We start from the raw sequence: 25,400 nt of genomic DNA, 5'->3' as shown, positions 1-25,400 counted from the left end.
CGGGCTCCCCGGGATCGCCGTCAGAGGCGGTCCCACCACCAGGCGATGGACGGGATCGGCGGCGCGTCGCCACGCGGTGCGGCCCGGGTGAAGGAGCCGGTGGTGGTGACCGCCGCCGGGTGGCGGCCGTCGGGGTTGGTGTAGCGGCCGGCGCGCAGGCCCCATTCGAGGTTGCCGCGGATCAAGTGGGAGAGGTGGTCGAGGTAGCACCGCAGCGGTGCGCACGCGGTGGGCAGCACCTGGTCGCGCAGCCGCACGAAGCGCAGGGTCAACCGGTTGCACAGGTCCACGGCCGCTTCCAGCGCCGCTTCGAGGCCCAGACCGTGTTCGGCCGCGAGGATGTCCACGAGGTTCAGCCGGCACCGCGGGGGGTGCGGGGCGCGGGCGGCCAGCCAGTGTTCCTTCCCGTAGGAGAACAGGTCGTCGTCGAAGGCGGCAGTGGTGAGGGCGAGTTCCCCCAGCGCGCGTACCGCGGGAGCGTCCATCGCCCGTCCCGGGATCTCCGCACCGTCGATGATCTCCATCCAGCTGGTCGTCGCCGTTCCGGCCGCGGTGTGCTGCCGCATGCGGGCGTAGACGTCGAGCGTCGGCGTACGGCAGCGCAGACGGCAGCCGAATTCCCACAGCACGCCGAGGAACCAGGCACGGTGCCCCTTGAGCACGCGCCCGACCTGCACCGGCGTACCTGCCGAACGGCAGCGCGCCGCCAGGTCGCCCGCCGCAGCCAGGAACGGCTCGCCCCCGGCCGGCTCCGCGTGCGGGGCCTCCAGAACGCGCAGCAGGCGCGTGGAGACATCGGCGAAGTTCCCGGCACACATGCTGGCCGGGCCCTCGTCGCAGTGCAGATCGTCGAAGGCGAACATGAGCACGCACCAGTCCACCGCGAGCTGGAGGCGGTCGGCCGGCGCCCGGGGCATCAGCCGGCCGTAGAAGCCGCCGCAGTCGTTGCCGGTCATCCGGACACGCTGCACGCCCTCCCGGCACAGGCCGTACCCGTTCAGCCAGGACGCGGCGCGCGTGTTCAGCAATGCGGTGTCCGGGTGCTGGGCGGTGGGCAGCGGGCAGTACCGCGGCGGAATCACCACATGGAGGTGGTCCGCACCGTTCCCGCCGCGGGCCCGGGCCGCCGCCGGGAGCAGGACGTTGCCGCTCATCCCGCGTACGGCAGCAGGATGCCGGACAGGGCGCGGGCGGCCTGCCGGGCCGCCTGGGCCACGCTCCCGGTGGCGGTGGCATCGAATACGGTGCCCTGGGCCGGCAGCGGACTGGTGCCGAAGGCGTCCTTGAGCGCCTGCTGCCCGCCCGGCCCCGCATTCAGGGAAGCGGCGCCCTGGGCCGTCCCCTTGGCCACGTCGACCTTGGTCTTGTCCATCTGGAAGGCGAAGCCGAACAGTTCCACCGGCTGCTGCCGCACACCCCGGCCGGCCTTGGTGCCGTCCGTGCTGGTGCCGTTGGCCTTGTGGGTGGCGAAGTCGAACGTCGGATCCGCGAAGGTGACGGTCTTGCCGGCGGACTGCTTCGTGAAGGTGATGCCGCCGTCGGCCGGCACCGACCCCGTGCTGAGATCGAGCGCGAACTCCCCCCTGGTCATCGGCAGCCGCACACACCGGCGGCCACCGACGTCGACGGTGCTCGCCGGACTCTTCGCGCCCAGTGTCACCCCTTGGTCGGCCAGTGCCTTGGCAACGGCAGGCGTCGGGCACAGATCCGTCTCCGCCCGCGACACCTTGACCTGGGGAGCCGGCAGCACACTCGGAGTGACCCCGGCCGCCGCACCGGCCCAGGACAGCACACACCCCGCTCCGGCCACCGCACAGACGGGCACGACAAAACGGCTCCAGCGTGAACAGGACATGACTACTCCTCAGGCCCCGAGCCAGACGTCACCAGCGACTCTGCCGCCTCCGCTACGCCGGCCCCTCCTTGCCGGACCGACCGACTCCACGCGACCACGTCCTGGGGCGGGGCACCATCCGTACGGGCCAGTCAGGTGACACTCGCCCGGACTGAGCCGATGCAGGCGTACCGATATAGTTGCATCGTTACTGGCGTGCTGCCTCACCCACCGGTCGCTGACCTGCGACAGAGCCCAGGAAGTAGCCTGATCCCCATGTTGTCCGAAGTCACCGCGACCCGTTATGTCACGCCCTTGCGTGAAGGCGGGTCGCTTCCGGGGATCGTCGAGGCCGACGATCTCGGTACGTACGTCATGAAGTCGTCTACCAGGCCGGGCTGACCTGCGGTTATGTGGCCCTTCGGGCCTCTGACCTGCGCAGAACGATCTTTCGGCGTCTTTCGGCGTCGTGCCGCGTTACGCAGCCGATTCTCCCCAGCCGCTCCCCAGCGGCCTCCATACTCCCCAGATTCTCCCCAGAGAGGACTGGCCGTGAGGGGCGGGGACGCGGGCAATCAGTCCTTACGGAGACTTTTGGTGAGTACGCTGCGTGACCCGGGGAGGGCTGGGTGTGGGACGGCGAAACGGCCCGCAGTTTCTTCGTCTGCTGGTGGTACAGGACTCATTGTGGTGCTGACCTGTTGCGTCGGCACATGTCACGGGCGCTCGGGGAGTGTTGGTCCGCGTATGGTCCGGATCTTGGTACCAGCACCGGAGCTGGTGATGGGCCGCTCGGTGCGGTGCTGGAGAGGGGCGGGGTGGTGACACGAGGCCGGTGACGTCGTGCTGATCGGGCAGTCGCCGAACAGAGGGACTCGGGGAAATGCTGTCTCTCCACTCATCATGGCGCGCACGGAACGGGCGGGGCCGGCGCAGGCGTTTCCGGGCAGCCCGGCACCAATGCGGGACGCGTTAAGCGGTACGACATGGCACATGGCGTAGAAGCGTGATCCAAAACGAGTGAGTACGCCCGGGCATCGCGTACAAGGAGACAGCGCACGGTGAATCGTCGGGCCGGGGCAAGTACGCGGTGATACCGGAGGGTGGTCACCGGGGCGTACAGACGACGGCGTGCGTCCGCGGACAAGGGCGCCGCCGCTATTCCGCGTCCGCGTTGCCCGGACGGGGTACACGAAAGGCGCACCGGTCACCGGGCGGCGGCCCGCCGCCCGGACCGCGATGAGCTGTTCCTTGGGTGGATCGACGATCGCCGCACGAATCCACCCGCATGCCCAGGCCGAGTACCTCCTGCCGCATTGCCATGAGACCGTCTTCTGGGCCCGCTGGCTGACCACCGCTTTCCTGGCCCGCGCCGACCCGCCGTCAGCCGACTCCGGCGATGCCGCGCTGATCGTCACCGAACTGGTCGCCAATGTCATCCGGCACACCGAGAGCCGTTGCCGTCTGAGTCTGTGTGCCGGCCCTGGATATTCCCGCTCACCGTGCACACCGAGAGCGGCCGGGGTCTGGTCATCGTGCACGCCCTCACCCAGCACCTGGAGATCGTCGATGATCCGTGGGAAGACCGTCCGCGCCGCCCTCGCCGCACCCTGAAGCCACCTCCCAGGGGCAGGCGAACTCGGGCGCGGGGCGGGACAGGCGGCAGCCGGACCGGCCGGCGCGGCTGCTGAACCGGCGCGTGCCCCGGACGGAGAACGAGGCGTCCGGTCGCCGGCTCGCCCATGGCCTCAACTGGCTCCGAACCGACGCCTGTCATCCGCGCTTCATCGAGACGCTGCCCGCCGTGGAAGGCGCTATGAGCGGGCAGTCTGTGCCGGTCGAGGGTGAGGAGCCCGCTCGATGTAGTACGGAACTGGTCGGCGTTCATTCGTACGGGGTAACCGGCGAGGGTCTGAGCAGATGCACCCGGCACACCTGGCTATCTTCGACCCGTCGCCCCTGGACCCCGGGTGCTGTCTGTTCAGCACACGATCTCGTCACCATCCGGGCGCGGGGCGTGCCGATCCAGGACTACGCCATGGCGAAGACCACACGCCGCATAGCCGGATCCCAGGCTTCATCCGGCTCTGCGAATGTTTACGGACCAGGCGACCACAAACCCCCTTATGCCGTGCAGGGGTTCACCGTGATCGAGCTGCGCGGCGACCTCGACCTGTTCACCTCCGATCACGCCAGTACTTTGCTGGAGGCCGCCTTCACTCTCCCCGGCCCCCGGATGCTGGCGGACCTCCGATCGGTGGACTTCTTCGACGGCTCAGCCCTGTCCCTGCTGTGCCGGGCCCGCCGACGCGCCGTGGCACACGGCGGCTACCTGGGGCTGGTTTGCGTTCGTCCCTGGCACCTGCGCATCCTGTGCCTGGCCGGGCTGAGCGAAGTTCTCCGCCCACGGCCCACGGTCGATCAGGCAATCGCGGCGGCCCTGCTCCACTTGGAGGGCCGAACTCGCCCCTGACGCAACCCTCGATGTTCACTCGACGCGCTCGACGAGCGGACCGTCGTCGTTCCCGGCACCGGCCCCCCGACATCGTCATTCCGTCGCCGGCCCGCTCCCTGGCGGCCGTCCACGAACAACGACGATCCTTGGAAGCCCAGATCAGCGAACCGTTGGAGGCACACCCTCTGCACCAGGTCCTGACCTCAATGCCGGGGCTCGCGGTCAGGACCGCCGCCGTCCTGCTGGTCACCGTCGGCGGCGGCACCTTCCACGAATCCGGAAAACACCTCGCTTCGCTTGACGAAAGACGTAGAGGTCCCCCCCCGGGGAAGAGTAGTTTAGTGATAAGCCAGTCCCCGCCCGGGTGGTATTCCACCCAGACCCCGTAGTGTGCTTCCGGCCACGGTTGCTGGCACCGTCCTGACCGGAGGCCGCCCATGTCCAGCTCACCCATTCCGCCGCCGGATCCGTCCGCGAAGAACGGTCCTTCCCGGCTGCCGCGCGAGGCGCGGATCACCGCCGCGCTGATCGACCTCGCCGACACCCTGGTCGATGACTTCGACCCCGCCGAATTCCTCTACCGCGTCGCCGAACACTGCATGGACCTGCTCGACATCGGCGACGCCGGCGTCATGCTCGCCCTGCCCGGCGGACCGCTACGCCTGGTCGCCGCCTCCTCCGAACGCGTACGCCTGGTCGAACTCTTCGAACTCGACGCCAGCGAAGGCCCCTGCTGCACCGCCTTCCACCAGGCCACCTCCGTCGACCACACCCTCAACGCCACACCCTCACCGCGCTGGCCGCGCTTCAGCACCCGCGCCCACTCCGCCGGCTACACCTCTGTGCACGCCACTCCCATCCGGCTTCGCGCCGACACCATCGGCGTGCTCAACCTCTTCCGCCGTGTCCCCGGGCCGCTGCTGCAAACCGACCGGCACCTGGCCCGCGCCCTGGCCGACGCCACCGCCATCTCCCTGCTCCAGCAGACCACCCTCGACCAGCACCGCACCGTCCGCGCCCAGCTCGAAAAAGCCCTGGACACCCGCACCATCATCGAACAGGCCAAAGGCTTCCTGACCGCCCGCCACGAAACCGACCCCGACACCGCCTTCCACCACATGCGCGCCCACGCCCGCCACCACCACCTGCGCCTGGTCGACCTCGCCCGCGACATCGTCAACGGAACTACTGTTATCCCGCCTCACCCTGCCGCCGGGGCCCCCGAACCACCTGGGCAGGGAACGCGGTGACGTGCCCCTGTAGCGTCGGCGCGATCCGGCCCCCTTGTGCACAGCACCCCGTATGCGTTTCGGCATGACGCGTGCCATCGCCCGTGACGCACCCGCTGTGTCCGTCGACCTGCGCTCGACGATGTTCATCGACTGCTGTGAAGCGCGGGAACTCCTGCGTGCCCGACAGCAGGTACGGGCACGGTCGGACGGTTCTACCTGGTCCGCGATGATCAGCGCACCCTGAGAGCACTCGTGATCACCGGCCGCCTGCCGACCTTCCGGCTCGCACGGACGCCGAAGGAAGCGCTCGCAGATGCCGGAGGACGCTTCGGTCGAGAGCCGAGTGAAGCGCGGTGCTGTCCGAGGCCGGTGCCCGGTTGCGCGCCGCTGAAGACACCGGCCGCGACCTGATCACCCGACTGTCTCCGTATCCGGCCCACAGCGGTACCACCGACGCGGCCTCCGCCCTCGCCGGACGGCTCATCCGGCCGTGCGCCACTCCGGTCTTCCCTCGTCCGCGCCCTAGGACCGTGACGGCCGCGGGGGCCGACAGATGGGTGTCAGTCGAGTTCGTGGGTGTCGAGGACATGTTGGGCGGTGTGGAGCAGGGGCTGGCTGTGGCGGAAGGAGTGGGCGCGCAGGCGGGCGAGGGCGTCGTCGGGGGTGAGGCCGTATTTGGCGGCGAGGACGCCGGCGGCCATGTGGACGGTGGGTGGGTAGCCCTGAGGCCCGCGCTGGGCGGGGCGGGCGGGGGCGGTGAGCAGGTGGGGATGCTCGTCCAGGGCGAGGAGGGCAAGGATACGGGCGTAGGCGCCGGCGCGGTCTTTCTGCGCGGGGGTGAAGCGGACGGGGTCCCGGCGGTAGAAGTCCAGGGCGCCGACGGGGAAGTCGTCGAAGGTCAGAGGCAGGGCCAGGACGCTGCGGGCTCCTTGTTCGCAGGCAATGGGGACATAGGCGGGCCATCGTTCGGTGTGGTGCAGGTCGGCTGCTTCGATGAGGGTGCGGTGGGTGTAGGCGTCGGTGCAGGGGCCTTCCCCGGTGACCAACTGCGCGTCTTCCACCGCCCGGGCGCGTTCGTCGGTGGCCGCGGCCAAAAGTCGCAGCTCACCGGCGACGACCAAGGTGATTCCGGCGAAGTCGGCGTCGAGGTCGTCGGCGCAGGCGCGGCAGCCGGTGGTGAGGCTGAGGCCGCCGTTCAGAACGGCGGCGCTGATGCGCTGCCAGGCTGTGGCGCGATGATCATGGTCCATGGGATCCCTGCACGGCGGAGGCGGTATGGCGGGAGGACCGTCCTTCCGCCGGGGGCTGGGGCGGGTGCCGGGCCGGGCTCGGTGCGGGCCGGGCGATGCGATCAGGCGGAGCAACCGGGGCGTTGTATGGCGCCGGTGTCCAGGGAGCCGTCGATGAGCTGCCGGCACATGGTGGTCAGTCGAAGTTGATGCCTGCGGGCGTGTTGACGCAGGGCGTTGAAGGCGGTGTCGAGGTCGGTGTCCCAGCGTTCGGTCAGGATGCCCTTGGCCTGTTCGATGACGATGCGGCTGGACAGGGCGGCTTTGAGCTGGGCCCGCTCGACGTTGCCGTGCACGATGGTGCGGTGCTGCAGGATGGCGATGGTCGCCACGTCCGCGAGCGCCTGTGCCACCCGCGCGTCAGGATCACTGAGTTTCTGCTCGCGCACGTCGAAGAGGTTCATGGCGCCCACGATCTGCTGCCGCAGCCGCATGGGCAGGGCGTGGGTGGTGGTGAAGCCGGTCTGGCAGGCGCGTTCGGCGAAGAGCGGGAAGGCGGCCACCTGGGCGGAGACGCGCAGATCGATGTTGAGGCGGGCGACGCCGCTGCGGTGGCATTCCACGCAGGGGCCCTGGTCGGTCTGCAGGGCGAACAATTCCAGCAGCCGGGTGTGCTCGTCGGAGGCGGCGATCAGGTGGAGCCTGCCGTTCGGGTCGGCGAGCATGACTCCCACGGCCGTCACGTCCAGCAACTCGTTGCAGCGGTCGCACAACTGGTGCAGGAAGTCGATCAGGTCGAAGTCGTCGACAAGGGTGTCGACTGCCTCGACCATGGCCGCCAGCAGCTGCTCTTCACGTGTCATGGCCCTTCAGTCCCTTCGCCGGCAGCGGTGCCCGGCCCGTTTTCATCATCTCGGAAGCTCAGTCGTCTGGCCACCACGTCCTCGGCGACTTCGGTCACCGTGCGCCCGTGGCGGAAGGCGTAGGCCCGCAGCCGTAGCAGCGCCTGCGCCAGTGAGACTCCGGCCTGCACGCTGACCATGCCGCTGGCCTGGTGGACAGCGGCCCGGTAGAAGTCCGATTCGTTCTCCGCGGCGGCGAAGGCGTCCCGCTGCGGACCACCCTGCAGGAGGATGGCGGTCAGGGCGTTGGCCACGATCCAGGCGTCGGTCATCGCGGTGTCCGACAGCGGGCCGGGGGCCGCCCGCTGCAGGGTCAGGGTGCCCAGGCAGGCGGAGCCGACGTGCAGCGGGAGGCAGAAGACGGCGCCGATGCCCAGCTCCGTGAGCTGGGGCAGCAGGGCGGGCCACCGGCCGGTCGGCACGCGTGACAGATCCGGCACGAGCACCGGCGCGCAGCAGGCGGTCGTCTCGGGGCCCGGCCCCTGGCCCAGGGTGTACTGCCAGTCCTCCAGCCGCGTGCTGGCGCCCGGGGTGGACCACAGCACTTCAGCCAGGCCACCGTCGGTCGTCGCGGAAGCGGCGAGACCGTCCACCCGCAGGACCTGCGCACACAGGTGCGGGTCGGCGCCGATCAGGCCCGTGGTGCCGCGCGAGGGGCGCAGGCTCCCCAGTACGGCCGCCAAGTCACTGCCAGTGCCCACCTTCACCTCCCTGCGTGATCTTCGGGAAATCCTCTTCGGCACAGGGACGGCCCGACGACCACCAGTCTAGGTAACTTCACGTCGCGCGGACACCTGACCGTGGAACTCGGAAAAGCGGTGCCCAGGCCCGGACGCGGCCCCCCGAACAAGCGGGCCACGGCGCCTCTCTTCCCGCGAACCCTGTGCAGGGCCCGATGGCGGCGTAGGGTGAGGAAGCAGGCTGCCCGCAGGCGATACTGACCGCCAACGAACCCTGACATTGGCCTCCGATCGGGGCAGCGTCGGCGGTGAATGCCGGAGATCGGTCGCGTTCCCATGGAGACTCGCTTTTGGGGTGTACGTACGCCCTCTGCCGCGTCGAGCTCCCCGTGACCGGGCCCCGGCCGCAGGCCGTGGCGCTCGCCGCCCGCTACGTAGGCCAGGACCACCCGGCCCGGCAGATCGGCGAAGCCTGCTGGACGGCCCTGCACGGCGCCTACTCGGTGGGAGTGACCCTCGCGGCCGACGCCGCCTTGGCCCAGCGGGTCTCGCTGTGCGCCGTCGGTCCCCTGGCCGAGCGGGGTGAAGCATTGCAGATCAATCTCGGCGAAGGCCCCTGCGTCCAGGCTCTGCGCCAACGCGCACCGGTCCTCGCCGACGACCTCCGGGATTCCGACGCCACCCGCCAGTGGCCCGTCTACGCCCGGCACGCACAGGAAGACCACATTCGGGCGGCGTTCGCACTGCCCGTTCTGGCCGGCCCCGGTCCCGCGCAGGAGGCCGGGCTCGTCCTGACTCTCTACAGCGACCGGCCCGGCCCGCTCACCGCAGCCGACCTGCACATTGCCCGTGATCACGCCGATGCCGCCGAGCTCCTGCTCCTGACTGCCCCGGTGCCGGCCGAGGACGACCTCGCCCACGCCTGGCTTCTGCCCACCGACGCCGTCGTCCACCAGGCCATCGGCATGATCAGCTACCGCCACGCCGCCACCACCGGCCAGGCCCTGGCCCTGCTGCGCGCGCATGCCCACACCCAGGACACCGACCTGGTCGTCCTCGCCCACGCAATCGTCCACGAACACCACACCCTCCCCGTCACCCCCGAACCACCCGGACCCACGGCCTGACGAAGCTCGACGGCCGGCCTCGAATCCGCTCCGTGCAGCGCCGCGGCATTCCGGGGCCGCCGGGTGAGGAACTGCCGGGAGTGGCGCCGCGGCGGAGGAGGACACGTCCTGCTCCCTCGCCGCCCGGCACCGGCCCCGCGTCGTCTCGACGAGCACACACAGGCCAGCGAGGGCACCGTGCCGCTTTCGCCACTTGCCCGAGCTGAAAGTTGCACGCGAGGGCCGCGAGGGCCCCCACCACGCATACCACGCCACCGTGCCGTTCAGCCCACGCGAGGTGCGGGACCACTCAGCATTCCGGTCGGGTCACTTGCGGTAGTGGTCGAGGCGGGCGGGGCTGGGCCAGCGGATGTCGGTGGCCCAGCCGAGGAGTTCGAAGAGGCGGATGACGGCGGCGGTGGGGTCGAGCTGGCCGCGGTCGACGCCGTGGCGGGCGCAGGTGGGGTCGGCGTGGTGGAGGTTGTGCCAGCTTTCACCGAAGGAGAGCAGGGCCAGCGGCCACAGGTTGGTGGCGCGGTCGTGACGGCGGGTGCGGAAGGGGCGCCTGCCGGCCATGTGGCACAGCGAGTTCACGCTCCATGTCACGTGCTGGAGCAGGGCGACGCGTACCAGGCCGGCCCACAGCAGTGCCGTCAGCGCGTCGTGCAGGGTGCCGCCGACGCCCCAGCCGATGGCGAAGGGCAGGGCGAGGCTGAGGGCGCACAGGGCGGGGAAGGCGCGGGAGACGGCGCGCAGCCCGCGGTCGGCGAGCAGGTCGGGAGCGTAGCGTTCGGCAGGGGCCGGGAGGCTGGTTTCGCGGTGGAAGAGCCATCCGGCGTGGGCGTGGGCCAGGCCGCGGAGCTGTCCGCGCAGGCTGGTGCCGTAGCGGAACGGTGAGTGGGGGTCACCGGGGCGGTCGGTGAAGGCGTGGTGGCGCCGGTGGGTGGCGACCCAGCCGATCACATCCCCCTGGAAGCTCATCGAGCCGGCCACCCCCAGAGCCAGGCGCAGCGGCCGGGCGGCGGTGAAGCTGCGGTGGGTCAGGCCCCGGTGGAACCCGGCGGTCACGCCCAGTCCGGTGACGACGTAGAAGACGAGGGCGATGACGATGTCGGCCGGGGCGAGCAGGCGCCCCCACAGCCCCCACCCGGCCAGGACCACGGCCAACAGGGGAAACGCCACGATGGTCCCGGCCAGGACCAACTGGAGGCGCTGGGCGCCGGTACGGGCAGCGGGATGCCCGGGGCACGGGAAGGGGGAGGTCCCGTCATAGGCGGGTGGGCTCCCGGGCCGTTCGCATGATGCCTGGGGTGCGGTGGTCGTGGTCATGCCTGGCTCCTCGGCCTGGTCGCAGGGGTCCGGTGCGGCCGGGGGCTCGGGCCGGTGAAAGGCGGGATGCCGGAGCGGTGCGGCGTGGCTCCTGCCGGTCGTCAGGTGCTGTGGGACGGGGCCGCGTGCGGGGCGTGGTGCCCATGACGCAACCGCGGCCCCGTGTCGCCGTCCGTGCGGGACGCGCTGGTCATCATGCGGTCGGCCCGCCCCGGTGGGGTGCCGGGCGCCACGACGAGCAGGTCGCACCGGCCGGTGCCGAGGGCGAGCAGGCACACGGTGTGCCGGTGGCCCGTTCCGCCGGACCGGCTGACGCGGATCACCCGACGGCCGAGCACCAGACGGCGGGGGCCGGCGTTCCACATGGCGTCGTCCACGGTGACCCGCGTGATACGGCCCCAGCGCGGCGTCAACGCATCCAGCAGGGCTGGCAGTTCGGTGGCGAGATCGCGGGTGTGCGGCCACCACGCACCGTCGATCCGGTGCGGTCCGTTCCCCTGCGGGAGCAGCGCCAGGCGGAGGGGAACGGCCTGGTATGCGGCGGCCGTTGGCGCGTCGGTGCTGGTCATCGTGTCCGCCTGTCTCCAGATGGTTCGCCGGGTGTGGGAGGTAGGGGCCGCCGGGGGGCGGCGTTCGTGAGTTCGTCGTGGTGGGGCGGGCCGGTGACCGGCCACGGCGGGGACGTTCCTTCGGTACCGGGGGTGCGGGCGGTGTCGACCGTGAAGTGGAGCCTGGTACCGCCGTCGGGCCCGTCGGTGGGGTAGCTGCGCTGCTCGGTGGCGGCATAGCGGTCGCGCAGCGTCTGGGCGACCAGCCGGGCCGCTTCGGGCGACGCCGCCACGATGCGGACATCGGCGTGTCCGGGCGCCGGCGACGACTCCTCGGCCGCCGTAGTGGCCCCCGGGCGAGGGGTGGCGCGTTCGGGGCGGTTGCTCAGTGGGCGACGGTGTGTCATGCGTTCTCCGTAAGTTGTTAGGCGGCCCGGGAGGGCCGGGTGTGGCTTATGCGTTCTTGCCATCAGTGGCTTCCGAGGAGTGGCCGCCCGGTCCTCCGGGGCGCCCCGGCTGCTGATTGAGATGTGCGCGCTTCGTGCGGTCGCTGATTACGGAGATGACAGCGGGGTGTTCCTCGGGCCGACGGCGTGCCGTGCGACGCGAGGAGGGGCGAGTGAGCGAGCGACGGGCCCGGGTCTGGGCCGGTATCGACGCAGGCAAGAGCCACCACTGGGCGGCGGTGGTCGACGAGACCGGCGCGACCCTGTGGTCGAAGAAGATCGACAACGACGAGTCGGCGATCCTGACCGCGCTCGGCGAGATCCTGGACCTGGCGGACAAGGTGTCCTGGGCGGTGGACATCTGCGGCACGTCCTCCGCCTTGCTGTTGGCCCTGCTCGCAGCGCACGGCCAACAGGCTGTCTACGTGCCCGGCCGCACGGTCAACCGCATGTCCGGCGCCTACCGGGGCGAGGCCAAGACCGACGCCCGTGACGCCTACGTGATCGCTGAGACCGCCCGCCACCGCAGGGACTTCGCCACCATCGACGTGCCCGCCCAGCTGGCTGCCGATCTGGCCCTGCTGACTGCCCACCGCACGGACCTCGTGGCCGATCGGGTGCGGATGATCAACCGTCTGCGCGATGTGCTGACTGGCGTCTTCCCCGCCCTGGAGCGTGCCTTCGACTACAGCTCGCACAAAGGCGCGTTGATCCTGCTGACGGGCTACCAGACCCCGGCTGCCATCCGCCGCCGCGGCCGGGCAAGACTGACTGCCTGGCTGGCCAACCGGAGCGTCCGCGGCGCCGACGCCGTCGCGGCAACCGCCCTGGAGGCTGCTCAAGCCCAGCAGGCCGCCCTGCCCGGCGAGGACGTCGCCGCGCAGATCGTGGCCGAGCTGGCCACGCAGATCCTGGCCCTGGATGATCGTCTGAAGCGGATCGACAAGCAGATCCGAGAGGCGTTCCGTGATCACCCGCAGGCCGAGATCATCGAGTCGCTGCCCGGCATGGGACCGATACTCGGGGCGGAGTTCGCCGTCGCGGCCGGCGACCTGTCGGCCTACGCAGACGCAGGCCACCTGGCCTCGGCGGCCGGACTCGTACCGGTCCCGCGTGACTCGGGCCGGCGCACCGGCAACCTGCACCGGCCCAAGCGCTACAGTCGCCGCCTGCGCAGGGTGTTCTACATGTCCGCGCAGACCAGCATGATGCGCAAGGGACCGAACCGGGACTTCTACCTCAAGAAGCGCGGCGAGGGCTGCAAGCACGTTCAGGCCGTCATCGCCCTGGCCCGCCGACGAGCCGGGGTGCTGTGGGCGCTGCTGCGTGACGGACGGGTCTTCACCTCCGTTCCACCGGCCACGCAAGCGGCTTGACTTCAACATTGAGACTCCTTGAGGGCGGCGCGGGGGCGGCCGCGGGTGGTGGTCGGTCACGGTCGCCGTCGGGGGCGTGGCGGTGCGCTGAGCGTGCGGCCCCCGGGCGGATGCCGGGCTTCCGGGCAGCGTGTGCAGGCTGTCCGTCGTCCCCTGGGCAACCGGGACCGTCGGTGCCCTGGTCGCCTCCCCCAGTCGCGGGCGGTACGGACGTCGTGCGGATCGGCCGCGGCGTGCGTCAGCGCGGCGGCACGGCCGGGGGCGGTTTCGGGCGCCAGGATCAGCCGATCCCAGCGCCCGACGGTGTACGAGGCGAGGAACAGCTCGTGCGGGTCCTGTTCGTCCCTGAATGCGCCCACCCGCACCACATGATCGTGCACGGGCGTCTTGCGCGGAATCACCGGCCGGTGGCTGGGATTCACCGTGATGTGGGTGATCCGGTCCCACAGCGCGTCCAGTGTCGCGGTGAGAGCAGGTAGTTCACGCCCCAAGTCGCGGGAACAGGGCCACCGGTCGCCGTCCAGCGGGCCACCCGACCGGCTCGCCGGCACCAGGGAAAGCCCAGCCGTTCGCCGGGCGGAAGAGAGGGGCGTCGGTTCGGCGAGCACCGTCATGGCTCGCTCCCACCTGAGAGGCACCACGACGGGCGGGGTCGGCTGCCTGGGGTCGTCGCTCTCCGGGAACGACACCGGCATCTGAGCCGGTGTGCGGAATGCTCCCGGTAGTGCCAGCCTACCGCGCCCGGGAGGCGCGCGGCCCGAGCGGAGGACGGCCCGCAAAGCACGCGGGCGGGGCGTCAGGAGCCGTCGGGACGCCGTGTCGCTGTCGTACCCGGGAGCGCGTAACGGAGGATGCGGCTCCAGGTGGAGGCGTACTGCCTGCGCAGCGGGCCGGTCACGTACGGGATCCCGTACGCCTCGCAGGTCTTGCGCACCCGGTGGGCGATCTCGGCGTAGCGATTGCTGGGCAGGTCGGGGAAGAGGTGGTGCTCGATCTGGTGGCCGAGGTTGCCGCTGAGGACGTGGAAGAGCGGGCTGCCTTGGAGGTTCGCCGAGCCCCGGATCTGCCGGAGGTACCACTCGCCCCGGCTCTCGCCTTCGACCTCCTCTTCGGTGAAGGTGCGCACTTCGCCGGGGAAGTGGCCGCAGAAGATGATGGTGTGCGCCCAGATGTTGCGCAGGGTGTTGGCGGTGAGGTTGCCGAGAAGGCACGGCACCGCGGACGGACCCGCGAGCAAGGGGAACAGGAGGTAGTCCTTGGTGAATTGCCGCAGGGCCTTGCGGGCCAGCCCCGCGGTGTCGGTGACGAGCCGGCGGACGCTCTTGCGACCGGAGATGACGGCGTCCGTCTCCAGGTCGTACAGCGCGATGCCCCACTCGAAGACCGGCGCGAGGAGGGCGGCGTAGAGCGGCTGGAGGAGGTGAGCCGGATGCCAGCGCTGATCCGCGCTCATGCGCAGGATGGTGTATCCGAGGTCGCGGTCGCGTCCGACCACGTTGGTGTAGGTGTGGTGGAGGTGGTTGTGGGTGTGCTTCCAGGCGTCGGCGGGGGAGGGAAAGTCCCATTCCCAGGTCGTGGAGTGGATGGCCGGGTCGCCCATCCAGTCCCACTGCCCATGCAGGATGTTGTGGCCCAGCTCCATGTTCTCCAGGATCTTGGCGGTGGTCAGCATTCCGGTGCCCGCGAACCAGGCGGGCGGCAGCAGGGAGACGGCGAGGGCGGCGCGGCCCCCTGCCTCCAGCGCGCGCTGCACGGCGACCACGGTGTGGATGTAGCGGGCGTCGGAGGCGCCGCGGCCGGTGACGACATCGGCGCGGATTCGGTCCAGCTCCTGTCCGATTGCCTCGATCCGGTCGGGAGTCAGGCCGGGGACGGCGGTCGCCATGGTGTGGCTCCTTCACATGCCTAGATGTCGAGGGCGAGCGGATTCGCCGCGGCGTTCACGCAGCTCTGGATCAGCTTCCCCGGCTCGCCGTGCACCTCGCCGGTCCGCAGATCGCGCACCCGGCCGTGGAGCAGCGGTACGAGACAGCCGAAGCAGATGCCGCGCCGGCAGCCGTACGGCATGGGCACACCGGCCTGCTCCCCGGTCACCAGCAGTGGGACGGCCGGGGCGGACTCCGCCTCGACGCCGCTTCTGGCGAACCTGACCCTGCCTCCACGAGCGCCGGGCTCCGGTGGGCGCGGCGGGGCGGGGGCGAAGCGCTCGGTGTGCAGCCGTCCGGTGAGGCCGGCTGCCGCCCAGTGCTCCTCGATCGCGGCCAGCAGGCCGGGTGGTCCACAGGCCCAGGTCTCGCGAATCCGCCAGTCCGGACAGGTGCCGGTGATGTCCGTGGGGGTCAGCCGGCCCGGTGGCGGGGCCTTTCCCGCCGGAAAGGCGTGGGAAGCCTGGGAGCGGGTGTGCCGTTCATGGAAGCGGAACCACGGCAACCGGGCTGCCATGTCCCGCAGCTCGGCGCGGAACAGGACCTCCCGCTGTGTGGGAGCGCTGTGCAGAAGTACGACGTCCGGGGGGCCGGGCCGTCGGGGGCGACGCTTCGCCAGCGTACGCAGCATTCCCATGACCGGTGTGATGCCACTGCCCGCTGACACCATCAGCATCCGGCATGGCGGCGGGTCGGGGAGCACGAACTCGCCCTGGGCGGGGCCGAGCCGCAGCACGGTGCCGGGCGGGGTGTGGTGGACCAGACGGGGGGAGACCCGGCCCCGCCGGTCCGCCTTGACCGTGATGGCCAGCGCCGTACCGGCCCCGCCGGGCGGGGAGGTCAGCGAGTAGGTGCGCCAGTGCCGCACGCCGTCCAGTTCGACACCGACGGGCAGGTACTGTCCGGCCCGGTGCCCCGCCCAGCCGCGGCCTGCCCTGATCACCAGGGTGGCGGCGCCGGGTCCTTCCGGCCGTACGGCGACGACCCGGCCCGCCGGGTGGCGCGCCGACAGCAGCGGATCGATCAGACCGAGGTAATCGTCCGGCGCCAGCGGGGTGGTCAGCAGGGCCGCGGCCGACAGGATCCGGTCGGTGAACCGACCGGTGAAGAGCGAAGGCGCGGACCAAGACATCTGCGGGTTCCTCTTCTCGTGCCCTGTGCGGTGACGCGAGCAGTCAGAACGTTGCACACATGTACATGCTTGTCTGGCGGTGACCACCGCCAGACAAGCACAGGCGCCCGGCCGCGTGGAGGGAATCCCGCCAGTGGGCACGGGGCCCCGGCTCCTGTTCGCGGCCGTGGTGGACTCCGCCGTCCACGGGTCACCTCCACGGACCGCGCGTCCGGTACGGGGGCCCTGACACCGGAGCGCACCGGGCATGTCGGGATGGGACGGCTCGACAGGGTCCCGGTTCCGACAGCCGGTACTCGTGCGCCCGATGCCGGCGGCGCGACCGGTCGGCAACGCGGGCAGCCGGTTCGGGCACAACGCGGCAGGTACGTCGTCGCACCCTGTGTCCGCGGGGCGCCCGATCCGCCGCCGGGCACAAGATGTCCGTAAATGGCCCTGCGGTTCGTGTCGGGAGCCGGTCACTGTGGGGCTGCTCGAAGGGACGCGGACCACCGGGCCGGGAGCCGGCGGTGCGGGCCGGGCGCCCGGCAGGAGTGTGCGCTCAGCAGCGACGCGCCGTCGGGAGCTGGAACATCGACGTCCTGATGCGAGGGTGAACCGGTCCAGCGGGCCGACGCGACGCGCCGCGGCGTCCGGCACAAGGGCCGGTGAGACCAGGGGGAAGCCTGCGGCGCCCCCGGGGCCGGCCGGCCGTCGCACGGCTCATCGTCCGCTTCGCCGCCGACCTCGACCCGGCAGCCGCCCTGACCACCGCCTGCCGTACCGTCCTGACCGGCCCGTGTGCGGTCGGTCCGACGCCGGCCGTCGATGCCGCCCGGGCCCGGCGTACACCGTCTCGGCCGCACGCCGGGCGGCGACCGCCGTTTCGGGCGACGGCCGCGTGCCCCGTGCGGTGCGGCGTATGCCGCGCCCGCCGTCTCACGTGACACTCCCTCATCGGCAGCCAGTAGCGTGAGGATCTGGCTCATGAACGCCCGAGGAACGATCCGGATCCGCCGCCGGGAGAGCAGAGGCGGGTCCGGCGTCTCGTGAGTGTGCACCGCAGGCTCGCTCATCTGCGGCACGTACCCCCGGGCCCGGCACCGACGACCGAGGGCTCCTCCCTCACCCTAGGGCTGCTCGCCGCCGTGGGAGCGCGGCCCGCCGCAACTGGTACACAACGACGGGACCGGACGTGCAGCAGAGCCGCCGGTGTGACAGGCCGCTGTCAGCGCCTCCCGCGATTCCGGCCGCACACCCGTACCCCGACAGCGTGCCACGGTCCCTCTGCGTTCTCTCCCGGCCGAGGGAGCCGCTTGGTGGGACAACGAAGCCGCAGCCACCGGTCGGGATCGTCGCGATTCCGCCCCGCCGTGGTCATGGCCGCGGACGTCCGAGTGACGGTGGCGGTGGATCCGACGGTGGCGGCGGATCGGTGAAGAGGGTGCTGTGCCCGGCTGTCAGCTCCGCCCGGCGCCAGGCGCGGCCGTCTTCGGCCAGCGCGTTCACCGCGGCGGCACCGTCGGCGAACACGGGCAGCAGAGACACGGTGCCGGTGCGCTCGATGACCTTGCGTACGGCGAGGCAGGGGCCCGCGAGCAGCAGTTCGCCGCCGACCGAGTGCAGGCGCATCGCCTTGCGGACCAGGACCGCGAGGGCGTCGATGGTCAGACGCTCCACTGCCGTCACATCGAGGATCACGGTAGGTACTGCGGCGCGGCACCGGATGACGGAAGCCAGGCAGCTGATCGTCTCCCAGGAACCGTCGGGCAAGGGGAGCAGGTGATACTGGGCAGGTCGAGACAACGAAATCGGGGCCTTCCGCGCGCAGAGCGGACGCTTCGGGCCCCAGAGGTGTCGCGGCCCCACGGCCCGACGCGCTTACCGTGCCGCTGGCATACCCCCTCACCCCCCGCGGCACCCCGCCCACTTGCCATGAGATTTTCTACGCTCAATGTCCACCAGAGACTCGGAGCTCCGCATCGGGAAGCGCGGACCAGCAGCGGGAGGAATCGAGCGGCGCGGGCCGGCCCGTGCTCCCGGAACCGAACTGACCCTGTGTCCGGCGTTTACGCTCCCAGCGCGGGGTTACCCGCCCGGTACCTCGATCGCATGTTTTCGAGCGTCGCGGTCAAGGCATGTTCATCGCCGTCGGCCGGCGGACCGTGGTGCACGGTCGCCGCCGTCGGGCAAAGGCGGCGGCGATACACCGCACCTCGGTCGGCCGACTTTTCGAACTCGGCGTCGGTTTGAGGGTCATGACTGGGAACGCGGCTCAGGCGATCTGCCGCCCGGCCGCGGACTGGCCGCGGACACCCAGCCCCACGCGCACGCCGCCAACGGCTTCCATGTGAAAAACGGCCGGACGGCCGGTTCGTCGAGAAGAACGGCACCGACTTCGTCTTCCGCGGTGTCAATCATTCCCACGCCTGGCGTCCTGACCGGACCGCCCGGGCCCTGTCGCTCCGTTCAAGGGACGCAGCCGATGCCCGTTCCGGCATGGAGCGGACATCGGTACGGCTGCCCGCCGGCGCTGCCGCCAAGGGGAGTCGGACCCGCCGGGTACAGCCGCTCCCGGGCGGGACCGGCGGAGGATCTCAGCCCAGGGGGAGTTCGAGGTAGGAGGCGTCGCCGTCGGGGGAGCTGATGGTGAGGGTGTGCGGTGCCTCGTTGGTGTCGCTGTAGAACGCGTCCTTGCTGTCGATGACCAGCATCAGGCGGCGCCCTGCGCGGATGTCGTAGCCGGTGGCCTGGAGTTCGAGGTCGACGGTGCCGGAGCCGCCGATCGTAGCGGCCGGCGCGGTGAACGGCGCGTGGGTGATGATGTGCGCGTTGCCGTCGGCGCCCGCGTCCAGCAGGTAGGCGATGAAGGTGGCCTCGCGTGTGCTGCTGGTCACGGTCAGGTGCAGCTTCGGGATGCCGTGCAGGCGCAGGCGCTCGGAGGTCGCCGGTGCTGACCAGACAAGCGCGTCGGAACGGGGGATGTCCGGTGTCGCGTAGACCTTGGGACGGCCCAGCATCTCGGCCAAGCCGGTCCAGATGACGGTGTCGGCGACCTCGGCCAGGGTGTGGGTGCCGACCTGGAACGCCCGCTCCCAGCCGGCCGACTCGGCTTCGGTCAGGTGCCCGTCGCCGCCGCCCTCTGCGGGGCTGGAGAGGTACAGCTTCCGGGTGTCCTGGGTGACCGCGGCCCAGTCCGGGTGGGTCTCCAGGGCACGGGACCACATGATCTGGCTGACGACCTCGCTGTCGTTCCCGGTGCCGTTGTCCTCTTCCCTGAGGAAGTGGTCGAACCACCGGTTGGCGGCGGACCAGATCCGGTTGGGCAGGCCGATCATGCCGGACATCTCCGGCCCTGAATGGTCGCCGACCGAGAAGAGCAGCCGTTTGGGTCCTTCGAGCCTGTTGAACATCTCCAGTGTCTGGTTGGACGGGAAGAGCGTCTCGTGCCATGCCTGCGCGAACAGGATGGGTACCCGCCGCGCGTTGAGGGCGTCGATGTGCGTCAGGGGGGAGCGGTCCTCGGCCCACAGCAGGATGTCGTCGATGTCCGCACCGGCCAGAACGAGGTCGAAGATCTCCTGGGTGCGCTTGCTGAGCCGGGCGTTCTTGGCGGCGCCCAGCAGCGCGGCGACGGAGGCCAGGTGCCGGGTGCGGTTCTCGTAGAACGCTGTGGCCAGGTCGCCCCAGGTGCTCATCGCCACGACGGCGTCGACCCGGGAGTCCTGTGCGGCGACGATCTGGCTGATGCCGGAACCGTAGGAGTCCCCGAGGAAACCCACCTTGGTGGGCTCCTGCCCCAGGGCGCCGGTGAAGTAGTTCAGTGCCTCGACGCCGTCTTGGATGTCGGCCTCGCCGGCCACCTCCACCTCACCCTCGGACTGGCCGAACCCGCGGGCGCTGTAGGCGAGCACGTCGTAACCCTTGGTGGCGAACCGCATGCCCTGGACCGCGTACGCGAGCCAGCCCATGTCCGCCCACGGGGAGGGCATGATGATGGCCGGCCGCGGCGTGCCGTCGCCGTGGATCCACTGGACGGCGTCGAGCGCGTCCCCTCCGGCTCCGGGTACCCGCACCTTGCTGAAGCGGGTCACTCTGCGGGCCTCGTCCACCTCGGAGGCGAGGGCCGGAGGCAGACCGGAGGTGTCGCCGGTCTCCAGGGCGCGGGCGACGACGGGGAGATCGGTTTCCTCGGGTGCGATGTACAGGCCGGCCATGGGCGGGACCTGCAAGGTACTCGCCTGACCGGTCGGCTGCACCTGGCCGGTCTCCCCGGGCGGGGCGTTGAGTGCCAGCAGCCCTGCCGGGTCTTCTGAGAGCCGTCGGGCCCAGATGGTGCGCTCGGTCATGGCAAAGTGCTCCTTTTTCCGGAAGAATGTGCGACAGGATGCGGACGTCAGTACGCATTCACCTGGTTGCCAGGTGGAAGAATGGCAAGCGGCCGAGTGTTCAGCGGGGAGCGATTCCGGCGGACACGTTCGCGGTATGCCAACCGAGCGGGAATTGCCGTTTCATGCAGCGGTCGTCCCGTCGCATCAGGATGTACTTTCCGAATTCGGCCGTCAATGGGGCCTCAAGATGAGGCACTACATGGCCGGTTCTCACCCCGTCGAGCCGTACCGTGGGCCGTCTGCCGAGGACATCACGGGCCCGTCAAGTGCTCTTTCGGAACAACAGTCGCATCAGCTTCGGCCTGGCACCTCGGCCGTGACCATCGGTACCGACCACGGCCAGAAAATCGTGGTCCAGGTCGGCCGGGTCTGCGTCGCCGCCAGAAGCTCGACCCCGTGCGCCCGGGGACGGGAATGAAGCTGCTCGATGAAGCCGGTTCGATGGGCGGCCTCGCAGATTCTCTCTCAGGCGGCAGCGGGGACGCCGGTGTTCTGTACGGCTGGGCGCTCCCCGCAAGGCGCGCAAAGCGGAGCGAGGAAACTACTGAAGTCTGCCCGGGCTCCTGCCGTCAGGGGCGGACGTGCCGCCTATATGTCGGGTTCTGCCCGCGCACCAGCTGTCTCGCACCGGCCGGCTGGGAGACCGGGACGCTTGCGTTCGGCTTCGTCAGCAGTGCCTCGGTGGACTCGTGCACGCTGAGGCCGTTCCACTCCTCGACGAGCCGCGATGGTGTCAGCCCGGCGGTCACACCCACAGCCGGGCCTTCATCAGAAGGTGGCTGTGGAGCAGGGTCAGGTCGGGGTGGCACATGCCTCCGTCCCGGGTGGCGAGGTAGAAGGTGTTGATGGGCGGGATCTCGGGCTCCAGCAGCTTGACGGCCTCGCCGCGAAGGAGAGCGTCGGCTGCGAGGTAGGTGGGCAGCACCGAGATTCCGGCGGAGGACTTGACTGCTGCCAGTACCCCGCGCAGGTCCGGGATGACGAGGGAGGGGGCCGACGTGGGGCGTATCCCGAAGACGGTGAGCCAGTAACGGCGGATGATCGGAAGCGACTCGGCGTAGGCGATCAACGGGTATTTGTCGAGGACGGCCGCCGGTCCCTCCTTCATGATCCGTCCGGTGGGGATGCCGCTGGCCAGTTCGGGGGAGGCGAGTATCGCGAACTCCTCGTCGACCAGCGTGACGGCGCTGATTCCGCGCAGCCGGGGCCGGACGGTCGACAGGACGAGGTCGTAGTGGCCGCTCGCCAGGCGCTCCAGGAGGTCGTCGGCAAGGCCGAAGCTGAAGTTGATCCGCAGGCCGTCTGCGACGAGGTCGCTGACCGCTGGTACGACACGGGAGCTGATCAGCTCCACCGGCCCGCCTACGCACAGCGGACGGCCGCCGGGACCGGTGCCGAAGTGACGTTCGACCACGATGCCGAGGGCGTCGACCGGACCCTGTACGTCGCGGATGAGGGAGTCGGCGGCACAGGTGGGGACGACACCCTGCGGAACGCGTTCGAAGAGCTCGTTGCCGAACGTGCGCTCAAGATTGCGGATCTGGTGGGTGACGGTCGGTTGCGAAAGCTCCAGACGCTGAGCCGCCTTGGTCAAGGAGCCGAGACGGTAGACGGTCACGAACGTCCTGAGCCAGCTCAGTTGAACGACCATAGTCAGCGCTCCCGCGCTCGCCCTGCTGTTGCCTTCGCTCCCCCGGAGCGGACTCGGCGCCTGACCGGGTGGCTTCGCCGGGTGGTGTGTGAAGACGCCGGGCCGGGCATTTCGGGGGCGGTCGGGAGTCCTGCGGCAATGGTGCGGCACAGGGAGCGACCGCGGGGGCGGCGGACGAGATGACGGTGCGTAGGGCGACGAAAATACGTATACGGGACTACTTCTCGTGCCTGGAAGCACGAGAAGCGGTCACCTCGGTACGGGGCACGGTGACGACGGCGGGGCAACGGGCGGCGAGGTCAGGCGGCCTCCACCTGCTCGATCACCAGCTCGGCGACCCGCACGGCCGAAGCCGGGTTCTGGCCGGTGACGAGTCGCTGGTCGGCGACTGCGTGTTCGGCGAAGTTCGCGGTCTTGGTGACCTTCGCGCCGCGTTCGGCGAGCTTGCTCTCCAGCAGGTAGGGCACCACATCGGTCATCCCGGCGGCGGCCTCCTCCTCGTTGGTGAAGGTCGAGACCTGTTTGCCGTCCACCAGGTACGAGCCGTCGCCGAGCTTGACGTTGACCAGTCCGGCCGGGCCGTGGCAGACGGCGGCGACGACGCCGCCCCGCTCATAGATTCCGGCGGCCAGCGCAGCCAGCTCTGCCGACTCCGCCAGGTCCCACATGGCGCCGTGGCCGCCCGCGTAGAAGATGGCGTCGTAGTCGGCAGCCTGCAGATCACGCGGAGCGGCGGTACTGGACAGGGCGGTGCGGGTCTCCGGGTCGGCGAGGAAGTCGGCCTGCACCCTGTCCTCGGGGTCGAAACCGTCCTGCGGCGGGGCGCCGCCCTGTACGGACACGAAGTCGAGGTCGTAGCCCGCCTTGCGGAAAACAGCGGCGGGATGGGCCACCTCAGGGACGTAGAAACCGGTCTTCCGGCCGGTATCACCGAGGTCGCCCTGGCTGGTGAGCGCGAACAGAATTTTCTTCGGCATGGAGTTCTCTCCGGTTGGCGAGATGTTGTGAGTGAGCTGCCGGGCAAGTTTTTCCCGTGTTCATCGAATCTAGGCGCCGGGCGTTCCTGCCGCCAATAGCGTGGCCAATATCCCTTATAGGGATTCGTATGAGTGTTTTTCGGCCCGGGAAATTCCGGGTGTGGCGAGAGTGTCTGTGTGTTGGTCAAGGCCGCCGCTCGGGTGCCTCAAGAGCAACTCGGCCATCCGCTCCCCGAGCCCGGCGGACGACTGTGGGTTCTGCCCGGTGACCAATCGCCCGCTGACCACCACATGCGGCGACCGGTCGGGGGCGGCGGAGAATTTCGCACCGGCAGCTTCCAACGTGGTCTGCAGCGGGAACGGTACGACGTCGGCCAGCCCGCGCATGGCCTCCGACGCATGCGAGAACGCGGTCAGTTCGCGGCCGTTCACCAGGCGGCTGCCGTCCGAGAGGGTCAGATCGACGAATGCTGCCGGGCCGTGGCAGATCGCCGCGAGGACCCCACCGGACTCGTACACCTGCCGACCGATGGCGTGCAGTGCCGGGTGCCCCCGGAAGTCCCACATCGTCCCGTGGCCGCCGACGAAGAACACACCTGCGTAATCGCCCGCTTCCACCTCCTCCGGCCGCAGCGTTCGGGAGAGCCGTCCGCCGCCGTCCGGATCGGCCAGGAACGCCCGCTGTGCGGGGTCGGCGGAATCGTGGCCGACGACCGGCGGCCGGCCGCCCCGTACGGAGGCGAAGTCCACGGTATGGCCGTCGGCACGCAGCCGTTGCCAGGGAATGGCGGTCTCGGCCAGGTGGAAACCGGTGGGCGAGCCCGTACGGCCGAGGACGGCATGGCTGGTCAGCACGAACAGTACGTGTTTTGCGACGTTCGCTGCGTTCATTGTGTGCCTTTCGGGCTCCGGGTGAAGACGGCCACGGCGAGGGCGGCGATGAGCGTGGCGATGACGAGGACGGCCAGCATGGGCCGGTAGCCGAGTTGCGCGGCGGTGAGCTGTCCGGCCGAGGCGCCGACGAACAGGGCGAAGGTGTTGACCGCGCCCGCCGCCCCGCGTGCCCTCGGCGCGAGTTCGTGCAGCAGCCCGACGAGCCCCGGCACGATCAGACTGGTCCCGGCCACGAAAATCACGCCGGCGCCGACCAGCGCCCCTGTCATGGCAGTGGCTTGCGCCACCAATGCCAGCAGCAGTCCGGCGGCCGCCGTCAGATACCCGGCGACAGCGAGCGTGCGCGGCCCCTCGGCGCCGAACCGCCGGTTCACCAGTGGCCCCGCCAGCAGCCCGGCCGCCCCGACGGCTTGAACCAGCAGCAACTGGTTCGCGTCGAATCCGGACACCTCTCGCAACTCCCGGCCCAGAACCGCGTAGAAGGCGACGAAGCTTGCGAACACGGTCAGAGCGGATCCGAATACCGCTGCCGGCCCTCTGGTGCGCAGGAGCGCCGACACCGCCCCGGCGACCTCGCGGACCGAAGCCGCCGAGCCGGCCGCACCTGGTGCCAGCAGCCGCCACAAGGCCACGGCGGCCATCGCGTACACGACCGCCGCGGGCCAGAACACAGCTCGCCAGTCGGCGTACTCCGCCACCAGCTGGCCGAATACCTGTCCGGCGATGCCCGCCCCCAGCAAACCGGTCGTGAGAAGAGAGAGTGCGACCGGCCGTCGGGCGGCAGGCGCCCGTTCGGTCACGTAGGCGAGCGCGGCGGGCGCGAAGGTCGCGGCTGCGAGTCCTTGGAGGACGCGGCAGGTCAGGAACCAGCCGAAGTCCGGGGCGGCGGCAGTCAGCGCGGTGGTCACGGCCGTCGCCAGGGCGCCGCTCGCGAGTACGGGGCGCCGCCCGACCCGGTCGGACAAGGGGCCGAAGACCAGGAAACCGAGGGCATAGGCGAAGGAGAACGCGGCGCCGGTCCAGGCGGCGGACGCGGCGTCGATACCGTAGGCGGCCTGGACGCGGCCGGTGATCGGGATCGCGAGGTAGAGCTGTGCGGGGATGGCGAAGGCCATGGCCACCAGCAGCGTGAGCTGAACGGAGAACCCGGGCCGTGGCCGGTGAGTGGGGGTGGGGCGAGCGGCGGTGACGGTGAGCATGCACGTCCTCCGGGAAGAGCCGGGCTGTCGAGTGGTCAGGTCACAAGTGCCGGGGCCGGGAGCCGTAGAGGAAACGGGGCGCGGCGGGGTACCTGCCGCGCCCCCACAGGCCAGG

Annotated in this window: 22 protein-coding genes and 2 pseudogenes; 7 read left to right on the top strand and 17 right to left on the bottom strand. The window is 70.6% G+C overall.

Annotated elements, in window-relative coordinates:
• Nucleotides 1-20: 20 nt before the first annotated feature.
• Together AB0L45_RS08470 and AB0L45_RS08465 are read right to left on the bottom strand one after the other, a co-directional pair.
• Nucleotides 21-1,154, bottom strand: coding sequence for a glutamate dehydrogenase (locus AB0L45_RS08470; RefSeq protein WP_365837396.1), 1,134 nt, complete (start codon nucleotides 1,152-1,154; stop codon nucleotides 21-23).
• Nucleotides 1,151-1,855, bottom strand: coding sequence for a hypothetical protein (locus AB0L45_RS08465; RefSeq protein ID WP_365837394.1), 705 nt, complete (start codon nucleotides 1,853-1,855; stop codon nucleotides 1,151-1,153). Before AB0L45_RS08465 ends, AB0L45_RS08470 begins: the two co-directional genes overlap by 4 nt.
• A gap of 255 nt (nucleotides 1,856-2,110) precedes the next feature.
• Between AB0L45_RS08465 and AB0L45_RS08460 the strand changes: the two genes are divergently transcribed.
• From AB0L45_RS08460 to AB0L45_RS08440, 5 genes and pseudogenes are all read left to right on the top strand, one after another.
• A complete protein-coding gene (locus AB0L45_RS08460) occupies nucleotides 2,111-2,236 on the top strand; it encodes a hypothetical protein (protein WP_267958755.1) in 126 nt (41 codons plus the stop codon).
• A gap of 1,729 nt (nucleotides 2,237-3,965) precedes the next feature.
• A complete protein-coding gene (locus tag AB0L45_RS08455) occupies nucleotides 3,966-4,307 on the top strand; it encodes an anti-sigma factor antagonist (protein WP_365837497.1) in 342 nt (113 codons plus the stop codon).
• A gap of 21 nt (nucleotides 4,308-4,328) precedes the next feature.
• Nucleotides 4,329-4,585, top strand: a pseudogene (locus AB0L45_RS08450) (IS110 family transposase); the annotation flags it as partial.
• Nucleotides 4,586-4,726: 141 nt separating this feature from the next.
• Entirely contained in the window at nucleotides 4,727-5,539 is an 813-nt protein-coding gene (locus tag AB0L45_RS08445) for a GAF and ANTAR domain-containing protein (RefSeq protein WP_125048470.1), read from the top strand.
• 64 nt (nucleotides 5,540-5,603) lie between these two features.
• Nucleotides 5,604-5,765, top strand: coding sequence for a hypothetical protein (locus tag AB0L45_RS08440; protein ID WP_154806424.1), 162 nt, complete (start codon nucleotides 5,604-5,606; stop codon nucleotides 5,763-5,765).
• 316 nt (nucleotides 5,766-6,081) lie between these two features.
• Here AB0L45_RS08440 and AB0L45_RS08435 read toward each other — a convergent pair whose 3' ends face one another.
• From AB0L45_RS08435 to AB0L45_RS08425, 3 genes are all read right to left on the bottom strand, one after another.
• Nucleotides 6,082-6,771 (bottom strand): GAF and ANTAR domain-containing protein, encoded by a 690-nt coding sequence (locus tag AB0L45_RS08435; protein WP_033035372.1) that lies wholly within the window; start codon nucleotides 6,769-6,771, stop codon nucleotides 6,082-6,084.
• A gap of 101 nt (nucleotides 6,772-6,872) precedes the next feature.
• The gene (locus AB0L45_RS08430; RefSeq protein WP_125048471.1) at nucleotides 6,873-7,613 is read right to left on the bottom strand and encodes a GAF and ANTAR domain-containing protein; all 741 of its coding nucleotides are present in this window, start codon (nucleotides 7,611-7,613) and stop codon (nucleotides 6,873-6,875) included.
• On the bottom strand, nucleotides 7,610-8,353 hold the full coding sequence (locus AB0L45_RS08425; RefSeq protein ID WP_158710827.1) for an ANTAR domain-containing protein: 744 nt from the start codon (nucleotides 8,351-8,353) through the stop codon (nucleotides 7,610-7,612). Before AB0L45_RS08425 ends, AB0L45_RS08430 begins: the two co-directional genes overlap by 4 nt.
• Nucleotides 8,354-8,721: 368 nt before the next feature.
• On the opposite strand from AB0L45_RS08425, the gene AB0L45_RS08420 reads away from it, so the two are divergent.
• On the top strand, nucleotides 8,722-9,459 hold the full coding sequence (locus tag AB0L45_RS08420; RefSeq protein ID WP_125048472.1) for a GAF domain-containing protein: 738 nt from the start codon (nucleotides 8,722-8,724) through the stop codon (nucleotides 9,457-9,459).
• A 306-nt stretch (nucleotides 9,460-9,765) separates the two neighbouring features.
• On the opposite strand, the gene AB0L45_RS08415 is transcribed toward AB0L45_RS08420, so the two are convergent.
• The 3 genes from AB0L45_RS08415 to AB0L45_RS08405 all read right to left on the bottom strand — a co-directional run bounded on the left by AB0L45_RS08415 (nucleotide 9,766) and on the right by AB0L45_RS08405 (nucleotide 11,611).
• Nucleotides 9,766-10,767 (bottom strand): acyl-CoA desaturase, encoded by a 1,002-nt coding sequence (locus AB0L45_RS08415; protein WP_365837391.1) that lies wholly within the window; start codon nucleotides 10,765-10,767, stop codon nucleotides 9,766-9,768.
• Nucleotides 10,768-10,868: 101 nt separating this feature from the next.
• Nucleotides 10,869-11,336 (bottom strand): DUF5994 family protein, encoded by a 468-nt coding sequence (locus AB0L45_RS08410; RefSeq protein ID WP_063749331.1) that lies wholly within the window; start codon nucleotides 11,334-11,336, stop codon nucleotides 10,869-10,871.
• Nucleotides 11,333-11,611, bottom strand: a complete 279-nt coding sequence (locus AB0L45_RS08405) for a hypothetical protein (protein WP_234339626.1) — start codon at nucleotides 11,609-11,611, stop codon at nucleotides 11,333-11,335. The genes AB0L45_RS08410 and AB0L45_RS08405 overlap by 4 nt, the downstream gene beginning before the upstream one ends.
• 323 nt (nucleotides 11,612-11,934) lie before the next feature.
• Here AB0L45_RS08405 and AB0L45_RS08400 point away from each other — a divergent pair, with 323 nt between their 5' ends.
• Nucleotides 11,935-13,137: an IS110 family transposase gene (locus AB0L45_RS08400; RefSeq protein WP_365837389.1), complete on the top strand. Its 1,203-nt coding sequence runs from the start codon at nucleotides 11,935-11,937 to the stop codon at nucleotides 13,135-13,137.
• Between the two features lie 218 nt (nucleotides 13,138-13,355).
• Here the strand turns inward: AB0L45_RS08400 and AB0L45_RS08395 are convergent.
• The 9 genes and pseudogenes from AB0L45_RS08395 to AB0L45_RS08355 form a co-directional block, all read right to left on the bottom strand.
• A pseudogene (locus tag AB0L45_RS08395) lies at nucleotides 13,356-13,751 on the bottom strand (DUF5994 family protein); the annotation flags it as partial.
• 182 nt (nucleotides 13,752-13,933) lie between these two features.
• On the bottom strand, nucleotides 13,934-15,022 hold the full coding sequence (locus tag AB0L45_RS08390) for an acyl-CoA desaturase (RefSeq protein ID WP_125048473.1): 1,089 nt from the start codon (nucleotides 15,020-15,022) through the stop codon (nucleotides 13,934-13,936).
• 20 nt (nucleotides 15,023-15,042) lie between these two features.
• Nucleotides 15,043-16,194, bottom strand: coding sequence for a ferredoxin reductase (locus AB0L45_RS08385; RefSeq protein WP_365837387.1), 1,152 nt, complete (start codon nucleotides 16,192-16,194; stop codon nucleotides 15,043-15,045).
• Nucleotides 16,195-17,550: 1,356 nt separating this feature from the next.
• Entirely contained in the window at nucleotides 17,551-17,874 is a 324-nt protein-coding gene (locus AB0L45_RS08380) for an STAS domain-containing protein (RefSeq protein WP_234339621.1), read from the bottom strand.
• An 896-nt stretch (nucleotides 17,875-18,770) separates the two neighbouring features.
• Complete coding sequence (locus tag AB0L45_RS08375; RefSeq protein ID WP_365837385.1) at nucleotides 18,771-20,522, bottom strand: alpha/beta fold hydrolase; 1,752 nt, start codon at nucleotides 20,520-20,522, stop codon at nucleotides 18,771-18,773.
• Between the two features lie 787 nt (nucleotides 20,523-21,309).
• Nucleotides 21,310-22,215: a LysR family transcriptional regulator gene (locus AB0L45_RS08370; RefSeq protein WP_365837383.1), complete on the bottom strand. Its 906-nt coding sequence runs from the start codon at nucleotides 22,213-22,215 to the stop codon at nucleotides 21,310-21,312.
• A gap of 299 nt (nucleotides 22,216-22,514) precedes the next feature.
• Complete coding sequence (locus AB0L45_RS08365; RefSeq protein ID WP_033035380.1) at nucleotides 22,515-23,192, bottom strand: type 1 glutamine amidotransferase domain-containing protein; 678 nt, start codon at nucleotides 23,190-23,192, stop codon at nucleotides 22,515-22,517.
• A 114-nt stretch (nucleotides 23,193-23,306) separates the two neighbouring features.
• Nucleotides 23,307-24,083, bottom strand: coding sequence for a type 1 glutamine amidotransferase domain-containing protein (locus AB0L45_RS08360; protein ID WP_365837381.1), 777 nt, complete (start codon nucleotides 24,081-24,083; stop codon nucleotides 23,307-23,309).
• On the bottom strand, nucleotides 24,080-25,285 hold the full coding sequence (locus tag AB0L45_RS08355) for an MFS transporter (protein WP_365837379.1): 1,206 nt from the start codon (nucleotides 25,283-25,285) through the stop codon (nucleotides 24,080-24,082). The genes AB0L45_RS08360 and AB0L45_RS08355 overlap by 4 nt, the downstream gene beginning before the upstream one ends.
• Nucleotides 25,286-25,400 lie beyond the last annotated feature (115 nt).

Source organism: Streptomyces sp. NPDC052496, assembly GCF_040679095.1.
GTDB lineage: Bacteria > Actinomycetota > Actinomycetes > Streptomycetales > Streptomycetaceae > Streptomyces.
The sequence above is the reverse complement of the archived record's forward strand: the minus strand, read 5'-3'. Positions and strand labels throughout refer to the sequence as shown.